This window comes from Enterobacter sp. 186315, from assembly GCF_053290175.1.
In genome coordinates, this window is record NZ_JBPTTK010000022.1 from 60,233 (window position 1) to 74,162 (window position 13,930).

General features: G+C 40.2%; 9 protein-coding genes and 2 pseudogenes. 2 read left to right on the forward strand and 9 right to left on the reverse strand.

All coding sequences use genetic code 11. The features are described from left to right. Positions 1-227 precede the first annotated feature (227 nt). The 3 genes from ACSVHP_RS19405 to ACSVHP_RS19415 form a co-directional block, all read right to left on the reverse strand. On the reverse strand, positions 228-1,958 hold the full coding sequence (locus tag ACSVHP_RS19405; RefSeq protein WP_234600767.1) for a zinc ribbon domain-containing protein: 1,731 nt from the start codon (positions 1,956-1,958) through the stop codon (positions 228-230). Continuing rightward, complete coding sequence (locus tag ACSVHP_RS19410) at positions 1,958-2,647, reverse strand: hypothetical protein (RefSeq protein WP_447552753.1); 690 nt, start codon at positions 2,645-2,647, stop codon at positions 1,958-1,960. Before ACSVHP_RS19410 ends, ACSVHP_RS19405 begins: the two co-directional genes overlap by 1 nt. A gap of 162 nt (positions 2,648-2,809) precedes the next feature. Next, positions 2,810-3,121, reverse strand: a complete 312-nt coding sequence (locus ACSVHP_RS19415) for a helix-turn-helix domain-containing protein (protein WP_234600780.1) — start codon at positions 3,119-3,121, stop codon at positions 2,810-2,812. Positions 3,122-3,219: 98 nt separating this feature from the next. Between ACSVHP_RS19415 and ACSVHP_RS19420 the strand changes: the two genes are divergently transcribed. Next, complete coding sequence (locus tag ACSVHP_RS19420) at positions 3,220-3,789, forward strand: hypothetical protein (RefSeq protein WP_447552754.1); 570 nt, start codon at positions 3,220-3,222, stop codon at positions 3,787-3,789. Then, positions 3,783-5,171, forward strand: a complete 1,389-nt coding sequence (locus ACSVHP_RS19425; RefSeq protein WP_447552755.1) for a DEAD/DEAH box helicase — start codon at positions 3,783-3,785, stop codon at positions 5,169-5,171. Before ACSVHP_RS19420 ends, ACSVHP_RS19425 begins: the two co-directional genes overlap by 7 nt. Before the next feature lie 247 nt (positions 5,172-5,418). On the opposite strand, the pseudogene ACSVHP_RS19430 reads toward ACSVHP_RS19425, so the two are convergent. The 6 genes and pseudogenes from ACSVHP_RS19430 to ACSVHP_RS19455 form a co-directional block, all read right to left on the reverse strand. After that, positions 5,419-6,528 (reverse strand): annotated as a pseudogene (locus tag ACSVHP_RS19430) (IS3 family transposase). Positions 6,529-6,810: 282 nt separating this feature from the next. Then, positions 6,811-8,844: an ATP-binding protein gene (locus ACSVHP_RS19435; RefSeq protein WP_447552756.1), complete on the reverse strand. Its 2,034-nt coding sequence runs from the start codon at positions 8,842-8,844 to the stop codon at positions 6,811-6,813. Continuing rightward, positions 8,844-10,259: an SIR2 family protein gene (locus ACSVHP_RS19440; RefSeq protein ID WP_447552757.1), complete on the reverse strand. Its 1,416-nt coding sequence runs from the start codon at positions 10,257-10,259 to the stop codon at positions 8,844-8,846. The genes ACSVHP_RS19435 and ACSVHP_RS19440 overlap by 1 nt, the downstream gene beginning before the upstream one ends. A gap of 368 nt (positions 10,260-10,627) precedes the next feature. Further along, positions 10,628-10,720: pseudogene (locus ACSVHP_RS19445) on the reverse strand (integrase core domain-containing protein); the annotation flags it as partial. Positions 10,721-10,911: 191 nt separating this feature from the next. Beyond that, positions 10,912-12,249 carry a type II restriction endonuclease gene (locus ACSVHP_RS19450; RefSeq protein ID WP_447552758.1) on the reverse strand — a complete coding sequence of 446 codons (1,338 nt, stop codon included), beginning with the start codon at positions 12,247-12,249 and terminating at the stop codon, positions 10,912-10,914. After that, on the reverse strand, positions 12,246-13,685 hold the full coding sequence (locus tag ACSVHP_RS19455; RefSeq protein WP_234600751.1) for a DNA cytosine methyltransferase: 1,440 nt from the start codon (positions 13,683-13,685) through the stop codon (positions 12,246-12,248). The genes ACSVHP_RS19450 and ACSVHP_RS19455 overlap by 4 nt, the downstream gene beginning before the upstream one ends. Positions 13,686-13,930: the final 245 nt, after the last annotated feature.

Here is a 13,930-nt window from a genome sequence, read left to right on the forward strand (position 1 = left end):
GGTGTGATAATCAACGGGGAGCAGGTCACGGGATATTACAGCCAGCATAGGCCTCAACAATATAATGGTGGTTCGACACCGAATTAATCAGAACGCTTGTTCTGGAAAACTCTAAAACTGTAACCGTTATGTCTTGACTACCACAATCTAACGATAGCCACAAACATGGGATGTAGCTACCAGAATGTAATTAAAAGGCAACAGCCAATTGGCTGTTGCCTATAAAATCATCCAGAGATATATTCATCTGCCGCATTTTTTATTATTTTTGAGCGAACATCTTTTATATAGGGTATCCTTTTTAGCTCACTCCTTGAAGTGTGTACTATGTCGCCAACCTTAGGATAAGCATCTTTTATACGATCACTTATGGCCTTACTAATTGAAAGATTTCTAACTGGATCATCGAGTAATTGACCAACTATTGATTTCGTTGGAACAGGATGCCCACAGTTCGGGCAAAACTTAGCATCCCCAGGTAAATCCGCTGAACATTTTTGACATTCATCAGCAGACTGTTTTAGTTTTTCTAAAAACAACATCAACCCAGAGTCACTGGCACTAAATTCCTTGTAATCAGACAGTGACAAATAGTTAATGATCTCATTGAATTTATTAGAAACAAAAGCTTTCTCTGTAAACATTAGAGCAAGGTTTACCATGTATCTCTGCCCTGATTTCCTATTGGATATTTTAACTGTACCTTGCTTGGACAGTACTCCGGAGTAGCAAAGAAGGTCCATAGCAAGTCTTAAATTAGGTGAGATATCACGAGGCAGAGTGAAAAATGCTGTTTGTGTCTGGTTTTTCTTTTCCCGAATATTTTTCAAACCTAACTCAGGAATGATATACTCTCTAAGTATCTCCAAGCCAATATGAACATGATGAGAGTATTTTGGCAGCCTTTTAGAAAGCCCCAAATGATATGGTAATAATTCATGATCGACATAATCCTGTGTGCTAGATAATAGATATCTTTCAGAATATCCTCGATCATAAACCTTATTAAACAAATGTAAAAATGCTCTCGGATTGCCAGATGAAAGGTGTATGCACTGATCTAACAATTCACCTTTTGCAAGGATTTTCTTAATTGCACTATCTTTTGTAACTCGTTTCTTAACTAACTCTCTATATAAACGCCTTATTCCTTCCCTACCAATTGCTCCCGTTTCATATCTTCCCAAATTAATAACTATGGCATCCTGCCCAACTTCAAAATTCTTACCGTAATAAGTAACGGACGGGTAAACAGCCGCTTTAACAGCAACTTTCCCGCCATGCAATAACTTAAATATCTCGAAGAAAATCTCTTGTTGCTCAGGTATGAATGTATGCGCAGCTTCGTCAAAAAGAAATACAACACGATTAATATGATAATCACTGATGATTTCCCTGATAATATCATTGACGTATGATATATCATTAACCTTGTCGAGAAAATCACTACCAATTTCACTTATTGTTTTATCTGGGTCAGTCTCTCTAGATAATCGTTGCAGTAGATGAATTTTATTTTGTAAAACATCTTTCATTCCTGCAATTGTTTCAATACCGAATATTTTTTTAAAAGGATCACTAACTCCATCATCTTTTATGATATCTAAGAAAATCATTTTCTCATATAACGCCTGAAGAACCTTTGCTCCAACCCATATTTGAAAAGCATTTTTATTGTCAGCTCGGACCCCTTCTAATAAAGTACTCGTTTTGAAGTTGACGTAAACCCCAACAACTCTTTCTCTAGAAAACTTTGCATCAAGCTCAGCCTCCGCTTCTCTAAGAAGCATTGACTTACCGATACCTCTTGCTCCCTGTATTAGATGCGAGCCAGCAATTTGTAACTTAGCAACAGCATCTTTTTCAAACTCACCTAAAACAGCAAGCTCCTTAATTTGTTTTAAATCAAGGTCTTCAGTACGAGCTGCATGTAGTAATTCTGTATCTAAAGAAGACATTATTTCATTACCTCAGCTGATTTAGCATAAGCCTTTAAAATTTCACTTTTTAAATTATGTCTAGAAATATTCGCATTAATTATTATCTCTAGAACTTTTTCTGCTAAGTTTATAAAACCTAACCAATCAATTTCATCATATGAGAATCTATTTGGGAGATCAGTTTCGAATGAATTTATTTTCCCATGGACTATATCACTCAAATTACCATATACTTTTTGACAAAAAGCATAATTAATTAAACAAGGTTTATCGATCAATTCATTTTGACGTTGAACATATGTAATATAGCTTTCTGAAGCTATATGCTTTAACATCTCTGTATAACTCAAATCCTGATCATGCTCTTGCCATCCATAAACAGCATGAGGCATATCCCACAGATAGACAGAGGCAACCCCCAACTCCAGCACTCTTCTTAAGATAATATGTGCTGGTTTATCAATTGCACATGCTGAAAGGAAAATGCAAGAGGAAATATCAGCTATTATTTCATCAAATATTTTTAGGCAAATATGATGATGCACTAGTACCTTTCTACTACTCAACGCTGCACCTATTGCATTAATAGTAAAAATAGAATCCATTAAGGTGTTCAGATTTTTATTGTTTGATTTTTCCCACTCCACAAAATTACTATCGAATCTATCCTTTAGCAAACAAACTATTTCTTCTGGTGATTTATTCATCTTTCTACATTTTCTCCAGCGAAATCAACATAAAATTAATCAGGGAAAAGATTAATATTGTGAATTTACTCTCACACCATTTATTGAAGCAGAAGATCAGGCACGGAAAGGTCATTTCATCTTTGCCCTACGCTGTCCTTCTTAACTTAGTCATACACAGCACTATGGCTGTTTTTTGTTGAGCTCAGCAATCAGGGCTACTTGCTCTGTTTCAGTCATGTTTGCTATCAGCCTAGCTAACTCCGCTGTCAGTTCGCTTTCACAAAAAAAGTAGTTTATAGGAACTCCAAGTTCATCGGCCATGCGCTTGAGGGTATCGATGTCCGGGATGTGCCTTCCTTTCTCATAATGGTTCATGCGACCACTCGCTGAGCTTGGTTCCATACCAATTCGGATACCCAATTCTCGCTGAGTGATCCCGGCTTTGGTTCTGGCTGCTTTGAGCCTGTCAGGTATCGGGTTTGGGTGGGCCACGTAATCATCATCATTGCCTTAGAGTGCTTAGATTGTCTAAGTTTCGCCAGTTTCTGTATACTTAGCAATCCTAAGTTCATAAGTTTGGAATTTTGTTAATGAAGTCTGCAATAAGGTTGCATCCCTATATTTATAATTTATTGATAGAAAAGGATTTTAAAGAGTTCAGTGCTACTCACCTCAGGGATGCATTACTTCAAATTACGGATGAATATAGCCAGGTAAGCGAAGCCAGGAAGTTCATCTATCGCCAGCTTCTACGACTAGAGGCATTGGGATTTATATGTAAAATTGACATTGGTGATGGGCGTTCCAAGAAATTTTACAAAAAAACTGAGCTCTTCTACTCCACAACATTCACATCGGGAAAAATACCCAAGAATACACGTCTTCAATCTGTGCCAACAGCAGTTGATGCAGCACCATCTGATGTAGAAATCTTTTTGAATGATATTCGAAAAGAAAAGGTTATTCACGAGGCCAAGCTCGCCGTTGTTTTGAGCGAAATTGAAGAGTATCAGTCTCTTATGGAGCGGTTCCCGAACAAGAAAAGTTATCTGACAGGCCTCTATCAGCAGGCAAAAAATCAGTCGGCTATATTACTTGGCAGAGTGACGGCTTTATCAAAAGTACTTGGACAAGATAGCAATGAGCATCGCATATGTTGAGGGAATGGCAGAATCAGTGTGCTGATGCAGCACTAATTAAATATCAATCTGGGTCGCCCCATTTTTTATGTCTTGCTTGCCCCGGTGCTGGCAAAACTGTGATGGCTGCTGAGGTTGCAAAGCGAATGCTAGAACTCGATCTGATAGATATCATCATATGCTTTGCCCCTTCAACAGCAGTGGTCTCATCGATAAAAAGCACTTTCTCTCGTATTTTGGAAAGTGACTTTTGTGGAGGCCTGGGATCTTTAGGCTCTGCTTACACCTATCATAACCTTATGTATTTTGATAAGAGTTTTTGGAATTCGTTAGCACGACACCGGCTATTAGTGATTTTTGATGAAATTCATCATTGCTCCGGCGATTCACTTGATAATGCCAATGTATGGGGTGGGGAAATACTTACTCATGTTCAAAAATGTGCAAGTTACACTTTGGCATTAACCGGAACCCCATGGCGAACTGATAATGTGCCGATAGTATTATCAAATTACGCCGATCCTGATGGTGAGATCTGCTGCGACTATATCTATGGCCTGCATGAAGCCATTATCGAAAATGTTTGCCGTAAACCAAAGATTGCGCTTGTCAATAGTAATAATTTAGTTTTCTCATCTGCTGAAGCCACAAAAAGTTTCGGATCTGTCTCAGAATTCTTGAGCGAAACATTAGTTTCTTATCAATCAATATTTTCGCACCCCGAAGCAATGAAGTATATCATTAGCGCCGGGTGCGAAAAACTGCGCGAAATCAGAAAGGTAAACGCTGATGCAGGTGGTCTGGTGGTTGCTTCTTCAGTTGAGCATGCGTACCAGCTTCTGGCAATTCTGGAAAATGAATTCGCCCAAACGGCAACGATTGTGACTTATTATGATAAAGAAGCCCTTTCAAAAATAGGGCATTTCCGGCAAGGAACTACCGAATGGATCGTAAGTGTGGGCATGATAAGTGAGGGTACTGATATCCCAAGACTTCAGGTCTGCTGCCACCTGAGCACTGTTAAAACTGAACTTTACTTTAGACAGGTGCTCGGCCGGATTCTTCGAGTAAATCAAAGAAAAAATCAGGAGGCTTGGTTATTCACGATAGCTACAGAAGAATTAACTTTATACTCTGAGCGGTTAGTTAAAGACTTACCTGAAGAGTATAAAATTATGCAGAAATTGCATAAATCATCATCAATTAAAACATGTGGTAATTTGTTCGAACCATTAGAGAGAAAAAAGAATAATGATATGAATCAAGATGAAAATTTTTATCTAGAAATGGATTTTAATGAAAATCACCAATCAGCCTTTCCAATGAAAGAAAACTCTAACTCATTGAAAATAAATTCATTCCATCAAAAGGTTATAGATGCATTCTTATTCTCAACAAACTAAAGTGGACATCCATTTATGATTACGTACCGTTGCTCGATGAGAGAAACGCTTCAGTTGGCTTGGTTGTTATTTTTATCATGGATGCATTTACCAGGTTTTGCGTGCTCATTCAATGGGTCTTTGAGCATGGTGGAGAGTTGCGCTTAATTCAGCCGGACATACATCATCGAGAGTTTAGATGTTATTAACTGATGGGTGCATCGAATCTTACAGGCAGGTCGCTAGCACAGGCGTAAGCACACCCGTTTTAGTTCCACACACTTTTTGAGATTTCCGGTTTTTCAGCCATCAGCCGGTACTCTTCCGGTGTCAGGTTTTCAGGGATTCATGAGGCCGCTCGCTGTTATAGCCAATCAACCAGCGTTCTGTGATTTCGCGTACTTCGTTCAGAGTTCTGAACAGGTAAAAATCCAGTATTTCTGTCCGGTACGTCCGGTTAAAACGTTCGATATAGGCATTCTGCGTTGGTTTGCCCGGTTTAATAAACTCCAGCATAACACCATGTTCTTCAGCCCACTGCGCCAGGGTCAGTGAGATTAATTCCGGCCCATTGTCCATCCGCATCTTCAGCGGGTATCCGCGGTTTGCCACGATCCTGTCCAGTATCCTAACCACCCGCTGGGCCGGGATATTCAGATCGATTTCTATTGCGAGGGCCTCGCGGTTAAAGTCATCCACCACATTGAAGGTCCGGAAGCGTCTGCCGCAGACCAGCGCATCGTGCATGAAATCTATCGACCAGCTTTGGTTAAGTGCCTCAGGTATCGCCAATGGTGCCGGGTTGCGCACTGACAGACGTTGCTTCCCTTTGCGGCGAAAATTCAGTTTCAGCAGGCAGTAAATCCGGTGCACGCGCTTGTGATTCCAGGCATTACCCTGCCTACGCAACACCCGGAACAGCTTCTTAAAACCGTACCGGGGATAACGTTCAGCCGCTTCTGTCAGCGCCAGGATCACGGGTTCATCCCGGCGAAGATCGGGCTGGTAAAAATACACCGTCCTGCTCAGCGATAATGTCCTGCATGCCTGGCGTAAGCTCATAGAAAATTGTACCGTCAGATAGCTGACAAGCTCACGCTTCATCGCTGGTTTTAAAGCTTTTTTCGATAACATCTTTTAACGCACGATTTTCCAGACTCAGGTCGGCAAACATCTGTTTCAGATGACGATTTTCGTCCTCAAGGTTTTTGATTTTTTTGATATCAGCGACTTCCATCCCGCCATATTTCGTCTTCCAGTTGTAATAGCTGGCTTCAGAAATAGCGGCTTCGCGACAGACATCCTTAACGGTGCGTCCGGCTTCCACTGATTTAAGAACGGCAATGATCTGGTGTTCGGTGAATCGGATCTTACGCATGGCGATCTCCTCAGGGGACATAATCAGTATGTCGGAAGATCTCCAGAAGTGAATGGTCCGTTTAAGCGGAATACTTACAACATTACGATGCTATTTTCCCGCCAATAATTACTTCGATTTTTTGCACAGGATGCTCCTCAACCATAGGTTTCTGTTTATGTCATAGCTGAGAGGTATCCACTCTCCGCTAAAAGTAACCCTTGTTATTACATTTGTCAGCTCATATACCTGACCACAGGTAGATATGAGTCACTACTTATAACACTAATGCAGATTAAGTACTTAACTTTGCCAGTCATCAGCTATCTGTTGCCAATTAACTTCGCGAGGCAGTTCTGTATTGTTAGACCACACATCCCAAAAATCAGGATCGTCAGATTGTGGTTTTTGTGTTTCAGTAAGCTCTTTCATTCTGACTAAAACCGGAAGTTCAGAAGCCCAACCCAGTAAAATTGCATGCCGGGATGGTAGAGATGGCAACTCTCTCAGTAACCCCCTCATATTATCGGGAACAAGTCTATGGACTTGCTCTTGATCTCTATCATTACTAATCCTATGCAATAAGAAAGTATTACATTGAGATAATACAGTCGGAGATAATTCTGAGGGCCGTTGGGACGAAACTACAAGCCCTAATCCAAATTTCCTCCCTTCACGAGCGATCTTTTCAAACACTTTACAGCAAACATCAGATACGGACTGGCTCTCACTATCTTCTTTGTAGCGTTTAATAAATGTATGAGCTTCCTCTGCAACCATAACTGTTGGTAGTGTCTTTCCATATAACCTTCGGTAACGTTGCAGTGCTTCAAAAGTTACTCTGGAAATTACAGCCGTTACCAAATGTATTATTTCATTTGGGACAAGTGATAAATCTACAACAGTTATAGAGCCTTGTTCGTCTTTACCGAGAAAAGTGTCTAACCAATTACTTAAAGTGATAGGCTGTATCGAATCATTTGTTACTGTACTTATACGGGTATCGCTTAGCATTGTACGAATACGAGTCAAAAGGAACTCCACAAATTGCTCTGTACCAGTTTCTTGAGCTAGATTTTCGAGGTATGCAACAAAATCATCGCCTTTAAAACTAATAGGCGCATCTTCACTTTTAGGAAGAAGTTCTTGTTCATCTCCTCCCAGCCCTATATGTGCATTTTTTAATTCATTAATCAATTGATCAGTGTCGGAAACGTCAGGTTTTGTAGGCCACTGCATTCCTGCTCGTGGTGAAAGATACAAGTTCAGCGTGTTTAATAAATTATCGAAAGGTTTGCTATCAACTTTCTCATTTAATGTAACGAGGCTATTATTCCAAGCTGTTAAGTTTTCGAAGAAACCTTTAGCATGGCCGCCATTCACATATATCTGACCTTGGCTAGCTAATTGCCTTATGGACACAAGAAGGATGCCGCAGAAGTGTTTCGCTTGGATTGTCAGATCATCTTCTGACAAAGCATCATTTCGCATCGCCCTTAAAGCTCGGCGTAATAAAGGAAGTTGTACTTTCGAACTCGCTTGAGTGAAAGCAGCCCACTCAAAGCTATTCCATAACCATGACGGTACTTTAAGATTCATCTCTCCAACATCAGTATTAGCTTCTACACGTAATAGCTTACCATTGTATTTTGATTCTGGTCCAAAAGCCCTACTGTATTCTCCATTTGGATCAAGGATGATGAATCGCGCATTTGGAGTTTGCCCCTTTTGTAAAACAGCATCTAAGGACCATTGAATCAACCCCGCAACTGAGCATGATTTACCACTACCAGTGTTACCCAGAACAGCTATATGCCGCCCAAAAAGCCTATCAGGATCTACTTTTATTTCAGCATTGTTTACTAGGGGGCTTTCCCCTATTTTTACTTTTCTATTTTCACCTGATTCAATTATTGATATTAATTGCCTGTCAGTAGGCAAGAGCACAGAGTCACCAACCGTAGGGAAAGCATCTGTTCCTCTTGTAAATTTGAAACCATCTTTTTTTCTATCAACTCTTAATGTACCAACGGGATTGATACTGAGCTTTTTAAGAGGGTAAGGAAGGTCTATCAAGCCAAAGTCTTGTAACCCCCTTCTTTTTGGGTATGGAGAGTGTTCTACTGCAATCCAATCAACCTGACCGACAAGAAAGCCATCATCACTACTGATCAATACATAACTATTTATTCGGGGAAAATGGCGGGGTGAACCTCCTTGAAGTGATACTGAATCAGGAGAGTCAATTTCTAAAGAAACTCTAATTTCATTCGGCGACACAAAGCCAACAGTGCCAATTCTTAATTGTTCTAATCTTTCTATCGGTAAGTAACTCATTATGATACCTCCGTGCCAACTGAAGTCCCAAATTCTTTAGACTGGATAAATCCTCTTTGTTTGAGTAACTCTGCCATCTTTATTGATGCTTTATCAATTGCTGGTTTAGGTAAATAATTATCAACTAAAGTTTTGAGGTCTCCTAAGTGGTCTCCCATTAGTAGAGTGATTTGAGCTTTTCTTCCACTCTTACTAATAAAATTCATAATTCTTCCAAGTGGATCACCAAAGGCAATTATGACTATATGAGTCGAAGGTACTGTAAGCATGTCTTCAATTACCCTGTTGATATGCTCATCACCAAAGCTATAGCCATAGGTGACTAATGTGCTGTTTGGACGGCTAGTTGCTGCTGCTAGATCTCGAAATAACTCAACATAAGGGTACTCAGCAGTTTCTCTATCTTTTACTGAATTAGGATAAATCATCAGTTGCTCAAAGCTATTGCTTTGATGACCTTCGGCCTCTAAGAACGGCTCAACAGAGCGTGCTCCAAAAGGCAAACCAAAGCGCCTAATCGCGCTATTTTGTTCATGCCAATCAAGGGAACCATGAAGTTTAGTAAAACGCGCTACACCCTCTAAATATCTTGGTTCGCCACGAATTCCTGGAGGATTATAGTGATAATCAACTTCTAATCTCGAAGAACGAAACACTGGAGCAATACTTCCAACAAATCGATCAATAAGTCTCAAACCAGCAAGCTCAGCACCTACTTCGATGATGCGGTCATAGTTTGTCGTAAAAATATGTAATCTATCGCGAGTAGCAGTTCTGCTTGCAAAGCTCATCAAGAAGCTCACTAAACAATTGAAAGTTTCCTCTTTTCGCTTGGGTTCAGCAGTTTTAATCAAATATTCTCCAGCACTTACAGACCTTGAAAACTCACCTAAACATCGAGAAAGCTCCCCCTTGAGTGTCATTAAGTCAGCTTTAAGATCTCTGTAAGCGACATGAGGTGCTGGAGGATTTTCAGGTAGAGGTGTATTTAATACTGTCAGAATTTCAAGCCCTTTAATAAGTTCATTAATGGCTCGAATTTGATCTTCTATATTTCCCTTATCGCGACCTGCAGCTTTGGCCGCTTGGGTTGCAAATGCATCTATTTCGCTTTTACATATTGCTAGATCACTGATCCATCCCATTCCAGTTGGAGGGGATGCTGTAGCTGACATTTGAATAGATGTACTCAAGCCCGCACCAATCAATAAATTTAAATGTTCGGATTGGAAGAGTGCTGTTAGCCAAGGCTCAATATATTGGCGTAGCTTCTCTATTGATATTCCGGATTCATTTTCTCCCCATGCACAGTTCTTCGATAGGATAAAAGGATGAGAGTCAGCCTGCTCGTTAGAGTTCGGTAACAGCTCAATAATTTCGGGTACACTGCCAACCTTGATGTGCTGAATAGTCATTATTAGAACTCATTAATTTGTATAAAAAAACATAATGTTGTATATGCAAACGAGAGCCACTAGAGTGACATGTTAAACTATTGGCTTTGAACCTTAAGCCTCACAAATCTTCGAATCATCAATACAACCACAAGGTACTCAACGTACTTTCTAAAGTAGCATGGCTAAATATCTATTAATTAGCTCATAAGCTATTGAATTTCAACTTAAGCGAAAGAGATGTGTGATCAAATGAACCTTTTTTCCATGCACTTTTTGAGGGTCCGTCCAAGTAATAATATTGTTGCTATTTATCCAGAATCATATTATTAAGTGATTTGTGCTGCCGCTTACAGTATATCCTAACAGCCAACACACTGTAATTTCCCAAGCTCGTTCAGTATTCTGAACAACATAAAATCTAGTATATATGTTCGGTATGTCCGGTTAAAACGCTCAATGAAAGCATTCTGAGACGGTTTGTCTTGTTGATAACTTCCAGTTTACTGCTTGCCTCACTATCCATTAAGCCAGAATCAGGGAGATAAATTCCGAACCGCTATCTATCCGTAGCATTACGGAAAAGCGGATGCTTACAGGATGTAATTATGGCTATATCTATTGGCGAAAGGCCATCTCAGGATGTAGGCAGAGTCGAGCCATAAATAAGATGTCATGTAAGATTAGCACTCTGAACAACATCAATAAACTCAGATAGCGGCATTAAAAAATCCTGACTTTCAATGGAGTAAAGCGAAAGAACCGGCGATGGGATCACCAACTGTAATTGGTGGTATCTCATTTCCTCCAACTGATTAGCACTAATTAAAGATTGTAAAGTGATTAGATGCTTTTTAGGAATTCGAGCCGCCTCTGCTAACACCTGACGCCAGCGATCTTTGCATGTAGTTTTAGCAGCAAGTAGGAACAATTTGTCTCTTGAGTACTCTTTTTCATGGTACGCAGAAAATGAAGGGAATAAAAAATCAGGCTTTGAATTATTCTCCGTAACATTACGTCGATTACCTTTCTCAAAAAATAGACCATGTTCCTTAAAAACAGTTTCGATATGATTTTCAAATGCAAAACCGACGCGGCTTTTACGCCGATTATGAACGCTTAGAGAATATTGAATGAAGGCATCAACATTATCTTTCTCCGCTCCGAACCCCTTTAGAAGTTGTTGCCTAACGATATGTCTTTCCATTACACGAAATAGCCTCTCTTCTTCTTCTAGCCAAGCCATAAGAGTTTCATCTGGCGCGCCAACAGAATGGCGACCGACGCGTTCACGGGCCAGTTTTGAAAAATCTTTAGAGGTAGGAAAACCATCAGGATAAAGAGAAAGCAACCATTCCAACGTTGCATCTTGGGGGTCTACTTCCGACTCGAAGATAATCCCAATTTCTTCAAGAAACATTCTAATAGGCAGCAATAATTTTTTATCTGATAGTTCAGCGCCATGAAAACGATTATCTGGATCATTGCCAGTAGCAAGTCCAAACAACGACCGTAGTTGCCATTCAATTTGACTATGTTTAGGAGCAAAACATATTACCAACTCATTGTTATGCCGCAGAGCAGCTAAAAGAAAGTCGCCTTCCCCAATCCGCTCCGTAACCTCATTACTTGGATAGTAAAGTCTGTATTCAGGGGCACGGTAAGCTTTACCAGCTCTTGCATCATACCAAGTTACAGTTGTGGTTATCAGATGATTGTCATCATCGTCAGATAACCAAACCATCAAACATGGGATCTGTAGCTTTTCTCCGCTTTTAATATTACCAATTGCGTCTCCAAAGCCAACTTTAACCAAACCACCAATCTCATGTTGATTAGATCTTGAGGGTACAGCATCAACCGCACTTAGCGATTTTCCTGCCGCAAAAATAAAATGTGCGCTGAGCCTGCTATCCATAATATCGACCAATGATTTGTTGACTCTGTATAATTTATACCATAATGAATGTATAAAAAAAGCGCCCTCTGGCGCTTTTTTGTTTGTAATCAACTAACATTGCTTATTTTTTTCGATTTTCGCAGTTCAACAGCGCGGGCAATCCTTGAATCTAGTAAACGTGCCACCGCGGCAAAAACGGGGACGACAACTGAGTTTCCAAACTGCCGGTACGCTTGGGTATCAGATACAGGAATGCGAAAAATTTCTTTTCCTGGCTGCTCAAATCCCATCAGTCGAGCACATTCTCTCGGCGTCAACCTACGTGGACGACGAGCCATATTTTCTGGATCATTAAAATCCTTTTCGCCAACACTCATATCCCACCCACGATCAATTAAAATTTCAGAACCATCCTTGTGATACCTGGCACTGAGAGTTCTGCAACTAATTGATTTATCAGATGTATCTACAATTCCAAAGCCAAAACCATTCCCTTTCTCTTTATGCTTTTTAGCATACTTATAAAGATAGTCCCAAAGATTGGGTGTCAGGATATACTTCTCATTAACTTCATTATCAAGTAAATCTTTAATTGCCGGTCGCTGTTTGGGGAACTCTTTGACTATATCCCTGAGACTGAAACCTTCGGCAAGATTTAGATCGCGCCTGAATCCTACTAATACAATACGTTCCCGATGTTGAGGAAGAAAGTTCTTGCCATCGATCACCTTGGGGTCATCTGCCCCCATAGAATCAGCATCAGCGACGTCGTAGCCTAGTTCATTTAGGGTATCCATGATGACTCGGAAGGTTTTACCTTTATCGTGGCTCTTTAGGTTTTTTACATTCTCCAGGACAAAAACAGCAGGCTGTTTTGCCTTGATAATACGGGCAACATCAAAAAAAAGAGTACCTTGTGTATCGCATTCGAACCCGTGCTTGCGCCCTAATGAATTCTTTTTACTGACACCAGCAAGGCTGAAGGGTTGGCATGGAAATCCGGCCAAAAGTACATCATGATCAGGAATACTTTTGTCAATATGAGTGTAAGCTTGTTCTTCGGTGATATCATCCTGATTACTAAGAGTGACATCCCGAATATCTGAGTTGAAAATATGTTCATTTTCATCACAGTGCCAATTAGCTTTATAAGTCCTAACGGCATACTCATTCCATTCACTGGTAAATACGCATTTTCCACCAATAGCCTCAAAGCCGCTACGAATTCCTCCAATACCCGCAAAGAGGTCAATAAAACTAAAACGACTTTGAGCATAATGCGCTGGCGGTGTAGGTAAAAGGCTCTTAAGCATCTTCATTTCAACCTCAACCAATCGCTTATTAGTTAACTTACCATTCACCCAGCGGTTGATAGTTTCACGCGTCCAGTCACTGCCACTCACCGCTCGTAACACTTCTGCCACAACCTTTTGGTCATAGATCTCCAGAACTTTTTTCAAAAGACACAATTCTTCTTCTTGTTTATACTTATCTGCGTCCCGTGATTGTTCAATAAGTTCATTAATAACCGGTTGTAACTCTTTCATGCTAACTCCATCTGGGTTGAATGTGTGATGATAAATCACGAATATAACCCTAACACAGCAAGCTGTTTATGTATACAGTATGTTTATAACGAAAGCGATTTTAAGTTTCTAAGCATAAAGTTCTCTTTCATTCTGCAGCATGAAGGATTTGATCTTATCCACCAATAGTAGGGCCCGCTTGGAAAACGGAATCTATGGTCACTCCCGTTTTTGCAACACCGATTTTGACGATAAGTTGGCTTGCT